Here is a 17,164-nt window from a genome sequence, read left to right on the forward strand (position 1 = left end):
ACCTGCAATGGGTGCCTGGTAGTAGGAAATCCCTGTGGGAGGAAATCCCTGTGGGAGCGAGCTTTGTGGGAGCAAAGCTTGCTCGCGATCCAGGCGCTGCGACCCTCAAGAGACCGCGGCGTTTTCATCGCGGGCAAGCCTTGCTCCCACAAAGCCCACTCCCACATTGGGATTAGTGTCGCCCGCACCTCTGCATCACTGTCATCAATCATCCTGTTCAGCCTCCATTCCCACGCCTAGACTCGGCCCACCCCAAAAAAAGGTAAGCCGCCATGTCCGAGACGCTGCTCAGTTCCCGCAATCTGGCTTTCGAGCTGTATGAAGTCCTCGATGCCGAGGGCCTGACTCAGCGCGAGCGGTTTGCCGAGCACAATCGCGAAACCTTCGACGCCGCCATCGGTACGGCCCGCAGCATCGCCGAGAAATTTTTCGCGCCGCACAACCGCAAGAACGATGAAAACGAACCGCGCTACGAGAACGGCGAGGCGATTCTGATTCCCGAGGTAAAACCGGCGGTGGATGCCTTCCTCGAGGCGGGTTTTTTCAACGCAGCACGCAGCTTCGAGGCGGGCGGCATGCAACTGCCGACGTTGCTGTCCCAGGCCTGCTTCGCGCATTTCCAATCGGCCAACGCCGCCTCGACCTCTTATCCGTTCCTGACCATGGGCGCGGCGAACCTGATCGAAAGCTTCGGCAGCGAGGAGCAGAAGCAACGCTTCCTGCAACCGATGATCGACGGCCGTTTCTTCGGCACCATGGCCCTGACCGAGCCCCATGCAGGCTCTTCGCTGTCGGATATTCGTACGCGCGCGGAGCCTGTATCCGACGGCACCTATCGACTCAAGGGCAACAAGATCTTCATTTCCGGCGGCGATCATCCGTTGTCGGAAAACATCGTGCACATGGTCCTGGCGAAACTGCCGGACGCGCCGCCGGGCGTGAAGGGCATTTCGTTGTTTATTGTGCCCAAATTCCTGGTCAACGACGACGGCAGCCTCGGCCCGCGTAACGACGTGCTGCTGGCCGGGCTGTTCCACAAGATGGGCTGGCGTGGCACCACCTCCACCGCGTTGAACTTCGGCGACAACGGCGAATGTGTCGGTTACCTCGTAGGCAAACCGCACCACGGCCTGAGCTACATGTTCCAGATGATGAACGAGGCGCGGATCGGCGTCGGCATGGGTGCGGTGATGCTGGGTTACGCCGGCTACCTGTATTCCCTGGAATACGCCCGCGAACGCCCGCAGGGCCGGGTGCCCGACAGCAAGGACCCGACCACCGCCCCCGTGGCGATCATCCAGCACGCCGACGTGCGCCGCATGCTGCTGACCCAGAAGGCCTACGTTGAAGGCTCGTTTGACCTGGGCCTGTACGCCGCGCGCTTGTTCGACGACACCACCACCCTGGAAAGCGAAGCCGAGCGTCGGCGCGCCCATGAGCTGCTGGATTTGCTGACCCCGATCGTCAAATCCTGGCCCTCGGAGTTCTGCCTGAAGGCCAACGAGCTGGCGATCCAGATTCTGGGGGGCCACGGCTACACCCGCGAATACCCGGTGGAGCAGTATTACCGCGACAACCGCCTGAACCCGATCCATGAAGGCACCCACGGCATCCAGTCCCTGGACCTGCTGGGGCGCAAACTGGCGCAGAACGGCGGTGCCGGGCTCAAGCAATTGATCCGCCTGGTGGCCAACACCACTGAACGCGCCCAGGCGCACGCATCACTGACACCGTTGCGCCAGCCGCTGGAAGCGCTGGTGGCGCGCCTGCAAACGGTCACCCTCGGCCTGCTGACGGACCTGGCCCAGGGCAAGGTCAACAGCAGCCTCGCCAACTCGGCGCTGTACCTGAAGGTATTTGGGCACATGGTGATCGGCTGGCGCTGGCTGGAACAGGCGATTCGTGCCGAGGAAGGCCTGGCCAGAGGGGATACCGCAGACAGCGACTTCTATAAGGGCAAGCTGCAAGCGGCGCGCTACTTCCTGACCTGGGAAGTGCCGGGTTGTCATCATGAGCTGGCGATTCTTGAGGCGCGGGATGATACGTGCCTGGGGATGCGGGATGAGTGGTTCTGAGCCAGATCATGCAGCGGGGCTGAATCCCATCGCGAGCAGGCTCGCTCCCACAGGGGGTTCCAAGTGAACACGACATCTGCGTTCACCACCATCCACTGTGGGAGCGGGCTTGCTCGCGAAGGCGGTGGATCAGGCAAATCAATTGCAACTGACATACCGCCTTCGCGAGCAAGCTCGCTCCCACAGTCAACCCTAACTGGCGGTTTCAGGCCTGCTGGATCGTCTTGGCAATCACATCGACCGTGGCGCTGACTTGCTCTTGGTAACGGTCGAGTTCCGCTTGATGTTGTTTCTGCATTTCCATCTGCTGCGAACACAAGTTCATGGCCGCCAATACCAACAGGCGATCACCGATCAGCGTCGGGTATTTCCTTTTCGTGTCGGCCAGTGCGGCCTTGAGCATCGAAGCGGCGTCCAGCAGGGCCTGTTCCTGCCCGGCCGGCGCCTTGATTGAATAGTCCTCTCCCAGGATCGAGATGACTGTCACCCCATCGGCGCCGTGCTTCATGCGCTGACAGGCCCGGCGCTGGCGCGCTCGATCAGGGCCTGGATGCGGGCGGCGGTGGTGCCGTGCAGTTCTTCCTGTTCCATCAGGCTCAGTTGCAGGCTTTCGTTTTCATCCTTGACCTTGGCAAGCTCCGCGCCCAGGGTTTCGTTCAGGCCGGTGAGGTGACGGTTCTGTTGCACCAGGTCATTGACCAGTTGCTCCAACTGGCTGAGGGATGTTTCCAACATATTGATTTCCAGGCATTTTCAAGGGGCGCGTACGATAAAGAAAAGTCACTGCCAATACCACGCTTTACGGGGTAGCAGGGCTTTGCGGCGAGTTTTAGAGACTGCAAATGGGGAATCTGGTTCCGACCCTTCGTCGCACCGCAACCTTTGCTCTGTGACAAAAGCACGCATGTCACTCAAGACTTTAGTCGTATGACCGATAAGTCAGGTAACAGCAGTCACAGCCCCGCACGGACGCGGCTACTTCCGGTACTTTCCATGTCCCTACGTAATATGAACATCGCGCCTCGGGCATTCCTGGGGTTTGCCCTGATCGGCGCCCTGATGCTCGCCCTTGGGGTATTTGCCCTGACCCAGATGAGCACCATCCGCGCATCTGGCGAAAGCATCGCCCGCAACAGCGTGCCCAGCATCAAGGCCCTGGATGAGTTCACCCAGCTCACCCTGCGCCTGCGGGTGCTGTCCTATCGCTTGTTGACCAACCGCGAACCGGACATCCAGCAGAAAACCTACGATCTGTTCGAGCAGCGCAACCAGCAGATCCGCGCGGCCCAGGCTGCCTATGAAAAGCTGATCAGCGCCCCTGAAGAACGGGCCGCCTATGATCAATACGTGCAACTGCTGGGGCAGTACCGTCAACTTGAAGATCGGATGAAAACCCTGTCGCGCAACAATCAGATCGAAGATCTGCGGGCTCTGCTCAACACCGAGCTGTTGAGCAACTCCGAAGCCGTCAACGCGGTACTCGGCCGCCTGCTGGAGATCAATAACCAACAAGCCGACGCGTTGAACAAGGGGGCAGAGCACCAATATTCAAAGGCCTTCAACTGGGTTGTCACACTGCTGGTCATCGCCACCGGCCTGACCCTGTTGTTCGCCTGGCTGCTGACCAACAGCATCACCAAGCCGATTGCCAACGCGCTGGATGCCGCCGAGGAAATCGCCAAGGGCAACCTGACCCGCCCGATTGTCGTCGATGGCAGCGACGAAGCCGGTCGCCTGCTGCGGGCGATGTCGACCATGCAGGAAAAACTGCGCGACACTTTGCAGCGGATCTCAGGGTCGGCCACACAGCTTGCGTCGGCGGCCGAAGAGCTCAACGCCGTCACCGACGAAAGTGCTCGTGGCCTGACCCAGCAGAACAACGAAATCGAGCAGGCCGCCACCGCGGTCAACGAAATGACCAGCGCCGTGGAAGAAGTCGCGCGCAATGCGGTGAGCACCTCCGAAGCCTCGAAAAACGCCACCACCTCCGCAGGCGATGGTCGCGACCTGGTACAGGAAACCGTCAGCGCCATCGAACGCATGAGCGCCGATGTGCAAAGCACTGCCGCCTTGATCGGCAACCTGGCCGATGAGTCCCGTGACATCGGCAAGGTGCTGGACGTGATCCGCGGCCTGGCCGACCAGACCAACCTGTTGGCGCTGAACGCCGCCATCGAAGCCGCCCGTGCCGGTGAGGCTGGTCGTGGTTTTGCCGTGGTCGCCGACGAAGTCCGCGCCCTGGCCCACCGTACCCAACAGTCGACCAGCGAGATCGAGCGCATGATCGGCAGCATCCAGAGCGGCACCGAACACGCTGTGGATTCGATGCGCAACAGCACCGAACGCGCGGAGTCGACGCTGAACATCGCCCGCGGTGCCGGCATGTCCCTGGACACGATCAACACCGCCATCGTCGAGATCAACGAACGCAACCTGGTGATCGCCAGTGCCGCCGAAGAACAGGCCCAGGTGGCCCGTGAAGTGGACCGCAACCTGGTGAACATCCGCGACCTGTCGGTGCAATCGGCCACCGGCGCCAACCAGACCAGCGCCGCCAGTGCCGAACTGTCGCGCCTGGCCGTGGATCTGAACAGCATGGTTGGGCGGTTCAGCCTTTAACCCCTGATGATCGGTCCCACGCTCCGCGTGGGACCGATCAGCTCCCCTCCCTCCCAACCTTTTTTGACAGCATCACATTTCAACAGGTTAGAATCGCTGGCACGCAGACTGCATGGTCAGCCTGTGCCCGCCCTTCAGTTTTCCCGGAGTAACGCCTTTGACTGCGACGACCATCAACAGCCTGTTCTTGATCGGCGCGTTGCTGGTAGGTGCGAGCATTCTGGTGAGTTCTCTTTCGTCTCGCCTGGGCATCCCGATCCTGGTGATCATCCTGGCCGTGGGCATGGTGGCCGGTGTCGACGGCGCCGGTATTCTTTTCGATAACTACGCCACGGCCTACCTGGTCGGCAACCTCGCATTGGCCGTCATCCTGTTGGACGGTGGCTTGCGCACGCGGGTGTCGAGCTTTCGCGTCGCACTGTGGCCGGCGTTGTCGCTGGCCACCGTCGGTGTATTGATCACCACCGGGCTGACCGGCCTGGCGGCGGCGTGGCTGTTCAACCTGAACCTGATCCAGGGGCTGCTGATCGGCGCCATCGTCGGTTCCACCGATGCCGCGGCGGTGTTCTCGCTGCTGGGCGGCAAGGGCCTGAACGAACGGGTCAGCGCCACCCTCGAGATCGAGTCCGGCAGCAACGACCCCATGGCGGTGTTCCTGACCGTTACCCTGATCGGTATGCTCGCCAGCGGCGAAACCGGCCTGCATTGGAGCCTGCTGGGGCATCTGGTGCGCGAGTTTGGCATCGGCGCGGTGCTTGGCCTGGGCGGCGGCTGGCTGATGCTGCAACTGGTCAATCGCATCAACCTGGCCAACGGCCTGTACCCGATCCTGGTCATCAGCGGCGGCCTGGCGGTATTCGCCTTGACCAACGCCCTGCACGGCAGCGGCTTCCTGGCGGTGTATCTGTGCGGCCTGGTGATCGGCAACCGCCCGGTGCGCAGTCGCCACGGCATCCTGCATATGCTCGATGGCATGGCCTGGCTGGCACAGATCGGCATGTTCCTGGTGCTGGGGTTGCTGGTCACCCCCCACGACCTGCTGCCCATCGCCCTGCCCGCCCTGGGCCTGGCATTGTGGATGATTCTGTTTGCACGTCCGCTGTCGGTCGTGGTCGGCCTGCTGCCATTCAAGGCGTTCCACGGTCGCGAAAAAGCTTTTATCTCCTGGGTCGGCCTGCGCGGCGCGGTGCCGATCATCCTGGCGGTGTTCCCGCTGATGGCTGGCCTGCCCCACGCCCAGCTCTATTTCAACCTGGCGTTCTTTATCGTGCTGGTCTCGCTGTTGGTGCAGGGTACCAGCCTGCCGTGGGTCGCCAAGTTGCTGCACGTGACCGTCCCGCCCGAGCCGCTGCCGATTTCCCGGGCGGCGCTGGAAGTCCATGTCACCAGCGAGTGGGAGTTGTTCATCTATCGCCTGGGCGCGGAAAAATGGTGCATCGGCTCGCCCCTGCGGGACCTGAAAATGCCGAACGGCACGCGCATCGCCGCCCTGTTTCGTGGCCAGCAATTGCTCCATCCGTCGGGTAGTACCGTGCTGGAAGTCGGTGATTTACTGTGTGTTATCGGCCATGAACACGACTTGCCGGCCCTGGGAAAACTGTTCAGCCAGGCGCCGCAACGGGGCCTGGATCTGCGTTTCTTCGGCGACTTCGTACTCGAAGGAGACGCCCAGCTGGCCGCGGTTGCGGCGCTGTACGGACTGAAGCTGGACGGCATCGATCCCGACATGTCCCTGGGCCGCTTCATTGCCCAGAAAGTCGGCGGTGCGCCGGTAGTCGGCGACCAGGTGGATTGGAACAACACCCTATGGACCGTCGCGGTCATGGACGGGAACAAGATCGCCAAAGTGGGCGTCAGATTCCCCGAAGGAAGTCGCCCGGGTCCCGGCTTGTTCCTCTAAACTGCTCCCACTCTCACTTGCTCGACCGGTCTTTATGCCTACCCTGCGCTCCTTTTTCGCCATCGCCCTGCTGGGCCTGAGTCTCTCCGTCTGCACACTGCAAGCCGCTGACCTTCCCGCCAGCGCTTCAGTGCAGTCCAGCCTGGACAAAATCGCCGACCGCAAACTGCCGGAAGCCGAGCAGAAAGCCCTGCAGGCGATCTTGCAGAACACGCTGACCCAGCTCAGCAACAAGGCCGACTACGAACAGAAGCTGCAGGCGCTCAAACAGCAACTGGCCACTGCGCCCAAGCAGAACATCGAGAACCAGCGCGAACTGGCGCGGCTCAAGGGCACCACGGTGGTGCCGGTGGCGCAACGCTACGCCAACCTGCCAATTCCCCAGCTCGAGCAAATGCTCACGGATCGCTCCACACAGCAGGGTGACCTGCAAAAAGCCCTGGCTGACGCCAACAGTCTGATCATCACCGCCCAGACCCGCCCCGAGCGGGCCCAGGCGGAAATCTCCAACAGCCAGACCCGCATCCAGCAGATCAACGCCATCCTCAAGGCCGGCCGAGACGCTGGCAAAACCCTGAGCGCCGAGCAGCGCGACCAGCTCAACGCCGAGCTGGCGGCGCTCAATGCGCTGATTCCGCTGCGCCGCCAGGAGCTGGCCGGCAACAGCCAACTGCAGGACCTGGGCAACGGTCAGCACGATTTGCTGATGGAAAAAATCGCCCGCACGGAGCAGGAAATCCAGGACCTGCAAAACCTGATCAACCAGAAGCGCCTGGCCCAGTCCCAGGAAACGGTGACCCAGCAATCCATCGAAGCCCAGAAGGCCGGCGGCAGCAGCCTGCTGGCAACCGAAAGCGCGGCCAACCTGAAGCTCTCCGACTACCTGCTCAAGAGCACCGACCGCCTCAACGAGGTCACCCAGCAGAACCTGCAGACCAAGCAACTGTTGGACAGCGTCACCCAGACCGACGCCGCCCTGGACGAGCAGATCAGCGTGCTCAAGGGCAGCCTGCTGCTCTCCAAGATCCTCTACAAGCAACGCCAGACCCTGCCGCGCCTGAAGCTGGACCAGAACCTGGCCGACCAGATCGCCGACATCCGCCTGTACCAGTTCGAAGTCAGCCAACAGCGCGAGCTGCTGAACAATCCCAGCGCCTATGTCGACAGCCTGCTGGCCTCCCAGCCGTCGGAGCAAGCCACACCGCAACTGCGCAAGACCTTGCTGGAACTGGCTCTGACCCGCGTCGACCTGCTGGAACGCCTGAACCGCGAATTGAGCGCAGTGCTCAACGAATCCATCACCCTGCAGCTCAACCAGAAACAACTGCTCAGCACCGCGCAAAACCTGCGCGAGACCCTTGAAGAGCAGATGTTCTGGATCCCCAGCAACAAACCATTGGATTTCGACTGGATGCGCGGCGTGCCGCTGCGCCTGGAGAAACAGATCGACTCACTGCCCTGGGCTTCGAGCCTCAGTGAGCTGGCCGATGGCCTGACCCAACGGCCGTTGCTGTTCCTGCCCCTGGCGCTGCTGATCGGTGCGTTGCTGTGGCGGCGCAAGAGTCTCTATGCCCGACTGAACAAGGTTCACCAGGACGTTGGCCACTTCAAGCGCGACAGCCAATGGCACACGCCCCAGGCGATCCTGATCAATATTCTCCTGGCGATGCCGTTGGCGTTGGCGCTGGCCCTGTGCGGCTACGCCCTGCAGATCGACGCTCGTGGCCAGAACGCCAACCTCGGCGCGGCGCTGCTGCAGATCGGCCAAGCCTGGCTGGTGTTCTACACGGCCTATCGAGTACTGGCCCCCGGCGGCGTGGCCGAATTGCATTTCCGCTGGGAGAAACCCCAGGTCGAATTCCTCCAGGGCTGGATCCGCCGTCTCGGGCTGGTGGTGCTGGCGCTGGTAGCCGTGGTGGCCGTGGCCGAACTGCAACCCTCGGCCCTGGCCGATGACGTGCTGGGCATGCCGGTGGTGCTGACCTGCTACGCGTTGATGGCGTGGTTGCTCAGCCGCCTGCTGCTGAGCAGCCCTACACACAAGAACACCTCGCTATTCCGCAAGGCGGTCGGGGTGCTGTTCACCGCCCTGCCGATCGCGCTGTTCGTGGCGGTGTGCTTCGGCTACTACTACACCGCGCTGAAGCTCAGTGACCGGTTGATCAACACCCTGTACCTGCTGATGTTCTGGCTGGTGATCGAGGCCACCTTCGTCCGCGGCCTGTCGGTCGCGGCGCGGCGCCTGGCCTACCAGCGTGCCCTGGCCAAGCGCCAGGCCGCCAAGGAGGCCGGCGACGGCGAAGCGGTGGTCGAGGAACCGACCCTGGACATCGAAAAGGTCAACGAGCAGTCCCTGCGCCTGATTCGCCTGGCGCTGCTGGGCGGTTTCATCGCCGCGCTGTACTGGGTCTGGTCGGACCTGATCAGCGTGTTCTCGTACCTGGACAACATCACCCTCTACGAATACACCAGCGGCACTGGCGCGAACATGAGCATGGTGCCCATCAGCATCGGTGACATGCTCGGGGCGCTGATCATCATCGGCATCACCTTCGCCCTGGCGCGCAACCTGCCGGGCCTGCTGGAAGTGTTCGTGCTGTCGAAACTGAACCTGGCCCAGGGCAGTGCCTATGCCACCACCACGCTGCTGTCCTATGTGATCGCCGGCGTCGGTTTCGTCACCACCCTGTCCACCCTGGGTGTGAGCTGGGACAAACTGCAATGGCTGGTGGCCGCGCTGTCGGTGGGCCTGGGCTTCGGCATGCAGGAGATCTTCGCCAACTTCATCTCCGGCATCATGATCCTGTTCGAGCGTCCGGTGCGCATCGGCGACACCATCACCATCGGCAACCTGTCGGGCACGGTCAGCAAGATCCGCATTCGGGCGACCACCATCACCGACTTCGACCGCAAGGACATCATCGTCCCGAACAAGACCTTCATCACCGGGCAACTGATCAACTGGTCGCTGACCGACACCGTCACCCGGGTAACCCTGAAACTGGGCGTGGACTACGGTTCGGACCTGGACCGGGTGCGCGAATTGCTGCTCAAGGCCGCCCGCGAGAACCCACGTGTGCTGAAGGAACCGGAACCGATCGTGTACTTCCTCAACTTCGGTGAAAGCACCCTGGACCATGAGCTGCGCATGCACGTGCGCGACCTCGGCGACCGCAACCCGGTATTGGACGAGATCAACCGGTTCATCAACCGTGAGTTCAAGAAGGAGCACATCAACATCTCCTTCCGGCAGATGGAAATCTATCTGAAGAACCTGCAAGGCCAGGAATACAAACTGGTGCCCGCCGAGCCTGATAAAAAGACCCTCACGCCCGTGCCCTCGACCGTAGCCAACATCAAACCGGTGCCCGAGCCGCCGCAAGACACACTCGACTGATGCGCGCTGCCTGAGGGCGGCGCGCCGGAGACGGCCATGAAAACGCTGGAAACCTTGACCTTCGATAACCGCTTCGCCCGCCTGGGCGACGGTTTATCGACCCACGTGCTGCCCGAGCCCATCGACAATCCGCGGCTGGTCGTCGCCAGCCCGGCCGCCATGGCACTGCTGGACCTGGACCCGGTGGAAGCCGAGGCACCGCTGTTTGCCGAGATCTTTGGCGGCCACAAGCTCTGGGCCGAAACCGAGCCCCGGGCGATGGTGTATTCGGGGCATCAGTTCGGTCACTACAACCCGCAACTGGGCGATGGCCGCGGGCTGCTGCTGGGCGAGGTGTACAACGAGGCCGGCGAACACTGGGACCTGCACCTCAAGGGCGCCGGCCAGACGCCGTTCTCACGGATGGGCGACGGGCGCGCGGTGCTGCGCTCCTCTATCCGCGAATTCCTCGCCTCCGAAGCCCTGCACGCCCTGGGCATCCCCACTACCCGCGCCTTGTGCGTGATCGGCTCCGACACCCCGGTGTGGCGCGAAAAGCAGGAGCGCGCCGCCATGGTGCTGCGCCTGGCACCCAGCCACGTACGCTTCGGGCATTTCGAATATTTCTACTACACCAAGAAACCCGAGCTGCATGCGGCCCTCGCCGAGCACGTGTTGAACCTGCACTTTGCCGAGTGCCGTGAACAACCGGAGCCGTACCTGGCGATGTTCCGCGAGATCGTCGAGCGCAACGCCGAGCTGATTGCCAAATGGCAGGCTTACGGTTTCTGCCACGGCGTGATGAACACCGACAACATGTCGATCCTGGGCATCACCTTCGACTTCGGGCCGTTCGCCTTCCTCGACGACTTCGACGCCAACTTCATCTGCAACCACTCCGATGACCAGGGCCGCTACTCGTTCAGCAACCAGGTGCCCATCGGCCAGTGGAACCTCAGCGCCCTGGCCCAGGCCTTGACGCCGTTCATCAGCGTCGAAGCCCTGCGTGAGACCCTTGGCCTGTACTTGCCGCTATACCAGGCCCACTACCTGGACCTGATGCGCCGCCGCCTCGGCCTGACCCGCGCCGAGGAGGATGACCAGAAACTGCTGGAGCGCCTGCTGCAATTGATGCAGAACAGCGGCGTCGACTACAGCCTGTTCTTCCGCCGGCTGGGCGACCAAGCCCCCGAGCAAGCCATCGCCACCCTGCGCGATGACTTTGTCGACCTCAAGGGATTCGATGCCTGGGGCGAGCTTTACATCGCCCGCGTCAACCGCGACGGCGCTGTCGAGCAAGACCAGCGCCGCGCCCGGATGCACGCGGTGAACCCGCTGTATGTGCTGCGCAACTACCTGGCGCAGAAAGCCATCGACGCCGCCGAATCCGGCGACTACGAAGAAGTCCGCCGCCTGCACACAGTGCTGAGCAAGCCGTTCGAGGAACAACCGGGCATGGACAGCTACGCGCAACGTCCGCCGGAGTGGGGCAAGCATCTGGAGATCAGTTGCTCGTCGTAACCCTCCCTCGCCAAAGGTTCAGGGTTGTCTGAACGACAGTCATCGCGAGCAAGCTCGCTCCCACATTGGGAACTGTGTTATCGCGATATTTGCGACAACAACCAACCCCTGTGGCAGCGAGCTTGCTCGCGATGGCGATCTTCAATTCACCACAGACTTCTCAGTCCAGCACTTGCACATGAAGCCAATCCACTCCCCGTGACGATCACCACGTTTATTTCGATGTAGGACCATTCAGGAGCAGGCTACGCCGCCTTGCGCCATTGCCTACAACTACGCCAGAATCCGCCGGCTTGTGCGCCTTGGGGTCGGGCTTTATCGTTTCCCCGTCGCTGAAAATCAGCGATCGGGTTTAGCGATCCGACTCAACACAGACGCAACAATGCCCAGTCTCGATTGCAGTCCTTTACGTCTGCAACTCGCTTAATGGTGGCTGTGCGTGGGAGACCTTCTGGTCTACCCGGGGTTTCTGTGACCCGGATCGCTAACCTGCGTACAGCCGCCACCTTTACTTGTTTAGCGATAGGTCGTGGTGGCTCAACCAATCACGGAGATTCACCATGTTCAAAGCAACCCCCAACCCGCCAGATACCGATGCAGGCCACCCAAACTCAAAAGAATTCGACGAAACGGCTGACCGCGTCCTCGACTACTACCTCAACCCAAAACCCAGCAAACCCGAGGCTGATCCAAGCCAACTGTTCACCGTCGTCAATGGCGTCGACACCGAAACCTTGCTCGCCAATCTCAGCGAAAACCTGGCTTCGGCCAACGCCATGATCAGTGACCTGGCATTCGATCTGAAAGGCTCCAGGCGGCACGTTGCCATGGGCGTTCAGCAGTTGATCGAACTGAGCAGCTTATTGGCGAACCGGGCACTGGACAATGTCGAGCCCCGCCAGCCGACATAGCGCCTCCCCCTGTGGCGCGGGAGCAAGCTCCCTCGCCGCAGTTAGTGCGCCGCGCCAAGCCATCAAATAAAGGTCTCAACCGATACGCCGAAGCGCTCCGCCAACCAGCGGATCTGCCTTAAATTGAGCTGGCGCTTGCCGCTCAATATCTCCGATACCACCGACTGGGCGCCTATGCCCGGCAAATCGCTCTGGCTCAAACCGTGTTCGCGCATCAGATAACGAAGCGCCTCAACACCAGTGGCCTTGGGCATCGGCCGGTGTTGATGATCCCAGGCCTCGATCCATTCACCGATGATGTCCACCAGGCTCATCAGCGGATGGGCTTCTTCTTCGCCAACCAACTCCAACAATTCATCGAGCGCTGCAACCAACCGGTCGTAATCCTCTTCGCTCCTGGGCTTACGCAGCAGGGGCGACACAAACTCCCAATGGGCGGCGACTTGTTCGATCAGTGCACTCATCCCTTTTCCTCCTTCCACTTGCCTCTGTCGTATTCCCGATGGTCAAGCACGCATTTGATATACAGACGCTGCGCTCGGTATCGAATCACCGCAATCAGCCGCAACTTGTTTCCACCGATGTCAAACACATGCAGCGGACCGACCTTATCGGTTGCCGGAAATATGGATTTCATCGCCGCGAAATCAGCCGGACTATTGCGCTTGATCAGCCGATACCATTGATCCAACGCATTCGCTGAATGTGGCCATTTATCCTTGGCCTCCCAAATGCGTTTCTCAGTGATCACATGCATGCAACGTCCTTATCGCATTTTGCTATGGGGAAGTTAAACACAAATCTGGCGCATCGCAAATTGCGATAGCGCCAATTAGACAAATGGTTAGCTCTTGCTGGTTTCCAGCCTAGTCGCCAAAAGCTTTAGGCCTCGGTAAGAAATGTGAGCAGATATGAGTCCTGCTCATCCAACCTTATCGTTCCCCTGCTCAGGCGTCTCGATCCCCGGCTCTGCCTCTTCACCCCCCTTCTCCTTGGGTTTGGCCGCTGGCTTTTCCTCGGGATAGCCGGGCATGCCGCGGGCGTCTTCAGGGGTCAGTTCGTCCCGGTCGTGGCGACGATCGATGGCATAAGAAGGGGCGGCGTTGGGGTCTTCGTCGCGACCGGCGGTGCCGAGGACGAAGCCGTCGTCGTTGGGGTTGTCCACTGCCTGGGGAGTGGCTGGGTCTTGAGGATGGCTCATGGGACCTCCTGAGTCTGCAAACAGATACGTGGTGTCTTTTTGAGGCCGTGACACCTTTTCAGTGCGGCGCACCTGATGAATGGCAGCCTTGGATAACTTTGGCGAACCCCGGAAGGAAGGTCGGTGAACAGCCTGTGGGAGCTGAGCTTGCTCGCGATGAAGGCACCCTCGACCTACCGGAAGACCGCGTTATCGTTCATCGCGAGCAAGCTCAGCTCCCACAGAAGCACGCTCACTCAAGGGAGTCTGCCCTACGCCATATCACTCTGACTGAATTCCTCGGCCAGAAAATCAATCAGCGTACGCACCGACGGCAGCAACCCGCGTCGTGAAGCAAAGATCGCATGGACGATCCCGCACTTGGGTGTCCAGCCCGGCACCAGCTCCACCAGCCGGCCGGCCGCTATGTCTTCGCGGACCACCACGGTGGGCAGATGGGCAATGCCAATGCCGGCCAGCACGGCGTGACGCAGGGCGAGCAGGTCGTCGGTGACCATGCGCGGTTCATGGCGGATCAGCGCACGGGTGCCGTCCGGGCCGAACAATTCCCACTGGTATTCACGCTGCGCCGCGCCCCAATGCACGCTGGGCAAGCCGTTGAGGTCTGCCGGGGAAGCCGGTGAAGACAAGCGCTCCAGGTAAGCCGGACTGCCCACCAGGCACTGGGTACTGTTGCTCAGCACTTTCATGACCATGTCGGTGTTTTCCAGCGGCGGAAAGCGTACCCGCAAGGCGATATCGAACCCTTCATGGATCAGGTCCACCCGGCGGTTGGTGCTCTCGATGAACAACTCCACCCGCGGATACTTGAGCATATAGCGGGTCAGCATCGGCCCGACCCAACTGTTGAGCAGTGCCGTCGGGCAACTGATGCGCACCAGCCCTTGGGGCTCGGAGCGATTGCGCTCGATCACTTCCGCTGCACTCTCGGCTTCGACCCGCATCGCCAGGCAGCGCTGGTAATAGGCCTGGCCGATCTCCGTCAATGTGCAGTGGCGGCTGGTGCGATGGAGCAAGCGTACCCCGAGCCGATCTTCCAACTGGGCGATACGCCGGCTGAGCTTGGACTTTGGCATGTCCAGCGCCCGGCCCGCAGCGGCGAACCCACGGTGCTCGACCACCTGGGTGAAGTAGTAAAGCGTGTTGAGGTCTTCGATGATCGTTCTCCAAATAGAACGCTAAGGCGGATTTTTGCAGTCTAGCGCATCAAAGGTGCCAGTTTTAATCTACACCCATCGAAACGCAACACGGGTTGAAGCCGGGGCGCTTCGACCGGATGAGTCACCGAACATCGCTACACCGACATTGAAAACCTTAACCACGCCGACACCTTCGGCAACCAAAACTTAATGAGGACTACGCCATGACCACTTCCTACAACCGTCTCGACAAAGATAACGCCGCCGTCCTGCTGGTGGACCATCAAGCCGGCCTGCTGTCCCTGGTGCGCGACATCGACCCGGACCGTTTCAAGAACAACGTGCTGGCCCTGGCCGATCTGGCGAAGTACTTCCAGCTGCCGACCATCCTCACCACCAGCTTCGAAACCGGCCCCAACGGCCCGTTGATGCCCGAGCTCAAGAGCCTGTTCCCGGACGCGCCGTACATCGCTCGCCCCGGCCAGATCAACGCCTGGGACAACGAAGATTTCGTCAAGGCCATCAAGGCCACCGGCAAGAAGCAACTGATCATCGCTGGTGTGGTTACTGAAGTCTGCGTGGCCTTCCCGGCACTGTCGGCCCTGGCCGAAGGTTTCGACGTGTTCGTGGTTACCGATGCGTCCGGCACGTTCAACGAACTGACCCGTCAATCGGCCTGGGACCGCATGTCGTCCTCGGGTGCTCAGTTGATGACCTGGTTCGGCCTGGCTTGTGAACTGCACCGCGACTGGCGCAACGACGTGGAAGGGCTGGCGACGTTGTTCTCCAACCACATCCCGGACTACCGCAACCTGATGACCAGCTACAACACGCTGACCAACGCCAAATAACAGCCACACCGATTTACCCCTGTGGGAGCGAGCTCGCTCCCACAAGTTTTTGTGGTGGTTTCTATATAGTGTTCAATCTGTACCCATGATTTTCTGGAGACTGACCTGATGCTGATCCCCTGCCCCCATTGCAACGGGCTCAATCGCATACCCGCCGAACGCCTGGGCGACCAGCCCAAGTGCGGGCGCTGCAAGGCCCAGGTGTTATTGAGCAAACCGTTCGAACTCAAGCAAGGCGACTACGCCAGCCAGATCAAAGGCGACCTGCCATTGCTGGTGGATGTATGGGCCGATTGGTGTGGGCCGTGCAAGTCCTTCGCGCCCGTGTTCGAACAAGCCGCTACGCAGCTGTCGGGCAAATGCCGCTTGGCCAAGCTCGACAGCGAGGCCAACCAGCAATTATCGGCGCAGCTGGGAATCCGCTCGATTCCCAGCCTGATCCTGTTCAAGAACGGCCGGGAAGTGGCGCGCCAGAGTGGGGCGCTGCCGTTGCCGCAGTTGATGGCTTGGTTGCGCAGCCAGGGGATTTGAATCAAATCGCTCATGCGGGAGCGGGCTTTGTGGGAGCAAAGCTTGCTCGCGATCCAGGCGCTGCGGTCCTCAAGAGACCGCGGCGTTTTCATCGCGGGCAAGCCTTGCTCCCACACAGTTGCTCCCACATTGGTTTTACACAGGCCAGATCAGGCGCTTTCCAGCAGGCTATGCAGCTCCATGAACTGCAAGGTCAGCTTGTGCCGTGGGTCGAGGTGGATCAGCGGCAGGCTGGCCTGGTGGGATTCGCGCATGCGCACCGAACTGCTCAGGTACACCGGCAATACCGGCAGCCCTTCGGCGATCAGTTCGTCGAGAATCTGCTGCGGCAGGCTGGCCCGGGCCTGGAACTGGTTGACCACGATGCCTTCGACTTCCAGGCCTTCGTTATGGTCGTCCTTGAGCTCTTCGATTTCCGCCAGCAGGCCATACAGCGCCTGCCTGGAGAAGCTGTCGCAGTCGAAGGGGATCAGTACCCGATCGGCGGCGATCAATGCTGAAACCGCATAGAAATTCAGTGCGGGCGGGGTGTCCAGGTAAATCCGGTCGTAATCTTCCTCCAGCTCTTCAAGCAGTTTGCGCAGCTTGTTGATCTTGTGCTTGGCCTCAAGCTTGGGCTGCAGATCCGTCAGCTCCGCCGTGGCGGTGATCACGTGCAGGTTGTCGAACGGCGTTTCGTAGATATCCACCTTGTTCTTTTTCGAGAACGGCCCGGACGACAGGGTTTGCTTGAAGAAGTCGGCAATGCCCATGGGAATGTCATCGCCGGTCAAACCAGTCAGGTATTGAGTGGAGTTGGCCTGGGCATCCAGGTCCACCAACAGCGTGCGATAGCCTTCGCTGGCGCTCACTGCCGCCAGATTGCAGGCGATACTGGATTTGCCCACGCCACCTTTCTGATTGAACACCACACGCCGCATGTCAAAACCTCCGTGTATCAAAGATTCCCGAGTGTAGTAGGCAGCGACACCGCTTAGCTACCTTCTGCGTAGAAGGACTACAAGCAACAGTGGCTTTTCCAACGATTCAGGCGTCAATTC

The 17,164-nt window shown here is 61.1% G+C and carries 14 protein-coding genes and 2 pseudogenes; 9 read left to right on the plus strand and 7 right to left on the minus strand.

Features of this window, described 5'->3' with window-relative positions:
- Positions 1-272 precede the first annotated feature (272 nt).
- Positions 273-2,075 carry an acyl-CoA dehydrogenase gene (locus tag F7R20_RS16345; protein ID WP_003197074.1) on the plus strand — a complete coding sequence of 601 codons (1,803 nt, stop codon included), beginning with the start codon at positions 273-275 and terminating at the stop codon, positions 2,073-2,075.
- A 205-nt stretch (positions 2,076-2,280) separates the two neighbouring features.
- On the opposite strand, the gene F7R20_RS16350 is transcribed toward F7R20_RS16345, so the two are convergent.
- Both F7R20_RS16350 and F7R20_RS16355 read right to left on the minus strand, forming a co-directional pair.
- Positions 2,281-2,583 carry a cell division protein ZapA gene (locus F7R20_RS16350; protein ID WP_003197073.1) on the minus strand — a complete coding sequence of 101 codons (303 nt, stop codon included), beginning with the start codon at positions 2,581-2,583 and terminating at the stop codon, positions 2,281-2,283.
- Entirely contained in the window at positions 2,580-2,810 is a 231-nt protein-coding gene (locus tag F7R20_RS16355; RefSeq protein ID WP_003197071.1) for a hypothetical protein, read from the minus strand. The genes F7R20_RS16350 and F7R20_RS16355 overlap by 4 nt, the downstream gene beginning before the upstream one ends.
- A 324-nt stretch (positions 2,811-3,134) precedes the next feature.
- On the opposite strand from F7R20_RS16355, the pseudogene F7R20_RS32460 reads away from it, so the two are divergent.
- The 6 genes and pseudogenes from F7R20_RS32460 to F7R20_RS16380 all read left to right on the plus strand — a co-directional run.
- A pseudogene (locus F7R20_RS32460) lies at positions 3,135-3,791 on the plus strand (MCP four helix bundle domain-containing protein); the annotation flags it as partial.
- Positions 3,792-4,094: 303 nt separating this feature from the next.
- Positions 4,095-4,694: pseudogene (locus tag F7R20_RS32465) on the plus strand (methyl-accepting chemotaxis protein); the annotation flags it as partial.
- A 157-nt stretch (positions 4,695-4,851) separates the two neighbouring features.
- Positions 4,852-6,594: a potassium/proton antiporter gene (locus F7R20_RS16365; protein ID WP_013692106.1), complete on the plus strand. Its 1,743-nt coding sequence runs from the start codon at positions 4,852-4,854 to the stop codon at positions 6,592-6,594.
- A 34-nt stretch (positions 6,595-6,628) separates the two neighbouring features.
- Positions 6,629-9,991 carry a mechanosensitive channel MscK gene (mscK, locus tag F7R20_RS16370; RefSeq protein ID WP_003197066.1) on the plus strand — a complete coding sequence of 1,121 codons (3,363 nt, stop codon included), beginning with the start codon at positions 6,629-6,631 and terminating at the stop codon, positions 9,989-9,991.
- A gap of 36 nt (positions 9,992-10,027) precedes the next feature.
- Positions 10,028-11,491 carry a protein adenylyltransferase SelO gene (gene selO, locus F7R20_RS16375; protein WP_003197064.1) on the plus strand — a complete coding sequence of 488 codons (1,464 nt, stop codon included), beginning with the start codon at positions 10,028-10,030 and terminating at the stop codon, positions 11,489-11,491.
- Between the two features lie 560 nt (positions 11,492-12,051).
- Positions 12,052-12,402, plus strand: a complete 351-nt coding sequence (locus F7R20_RS16380) for a DUF6124 family protein (RefSeq protein ID WP_003197063.1) — start codon at positions 12,052-12,054, stop codon at positions 12,400-12,402.
- A 62-nt stretch (positions 12,403-12,464) separates the two neighbouring features.
- On the opposite strand, the gene F7R20_RS16385 is transcribed toward F7R20_RS16380, so the two are convergent.
- From F7R20_RS16385 to F7R20_RS16400, 4 genes are all read right to left on the minus strand, one after another.
- Positions 12,465-12,866 carry a helix-turn-helix domain-containing protein gene (locus F7R20_RS16385; RefSeq protein WP_003197061.1) on the minus strand — a complete coding sequence of 134 codons (402 nt, stop codon included), beginning with the start codon at positions 12,864-12,866 and terminating at the stop codon, positions 12,465-12,467.
- A complete protein-coding gene (locus F7R20_RS16390) occupies positions 12,863-13,159 on the minus strand; it encodes a type II toxin-antitoxin system HigB family toxin (protein WP_003197059.1) in 297 nt (98 codons plus the stop codon). Before F7R20_RS16390 ends, F7R20_RS16385 begins: the two co-directional genes overlap by 4 nt.
- A 165-nt stretch (positions 13,160-13,324) precedes the next feature.
- Positions 13,325-13,603, minus strand: coding sequence for a hypothetical protein (locus tag F7R20_RS16395; RefSeq protein WP_003197057.1), 279 nt, complete (start codon positions 13,601-13,603; stop codon positions 13,325-13,327).
- A gap of 251 nt (positions 13,604-13,854) precedes the next feature.
- Positions 13,855-14,760, minus strand: a complete 906-nt coding sequence (locus F7R20_RS16400) for a LysR family transcriptional regulator (protein ID WP_193384111.1) — start codon at positions 14,758-14,760, stop codon at positions 13,855-13,857.
- Positions 14,761-14,966: 206 nt separating this feature from the next.
- Here F7R20_RS16400 and ycaC point away from each other — a divergent pair, with 206 nt between their 5' ends.
- Complete coding sequence (ycaC, locus tag F7R20_RS16405) at positions 14,967-15,593, plus strand: isochorismate family cysteine hydrolase YcaC (protein ID WP_003197053.1); 627 nt, start codon at positions 14,967-14,969, stop codon at positions 15,591-15,593.
- Between the two features lie 108 nt (positions 15,594-15,701).
- Positions 15,702-16,124, plus strand: a complete 423-nt coding sequence (trxC, locus tag F7R20_RS16410; protein WP_003197051.1) for a thioredoxin TrxC — start codon at positions 15,702-15,704, stop codon at positions 16,122-16,124.
- A 149-nt stretch (positions 16,125-16,273) separates the two neighbouring features.
- Here the strand turns inward: trxC and F7R20_RS16415 are convergent, their stop codons facing one another.
- Positions 16,274-17,044 (minus strand): ParA family protein, encoded by a 771-nt coding sequence (locus F7R20_RS16415; RefSeq protein WP_003197050.1) that lies wholly within the window; start codon positions 17,042-17,044, stop codon positions 16,274-16,276.
- Positions 17,045-17,164 lie beyond the last annotated feature (120 nt).

Source organism: Pseudomonas brassicacearum subsp. brassicacearum, from assembly GCF_008801605.1.
Classification (GTDB): domain Bacteria; phylum Pseudomonadota; class Gammaproteobacteria; order Pseudomonadales; family Pseudomonadaceae; genus Aquipseudomonas; species Aquipseudomonas brassicacearum.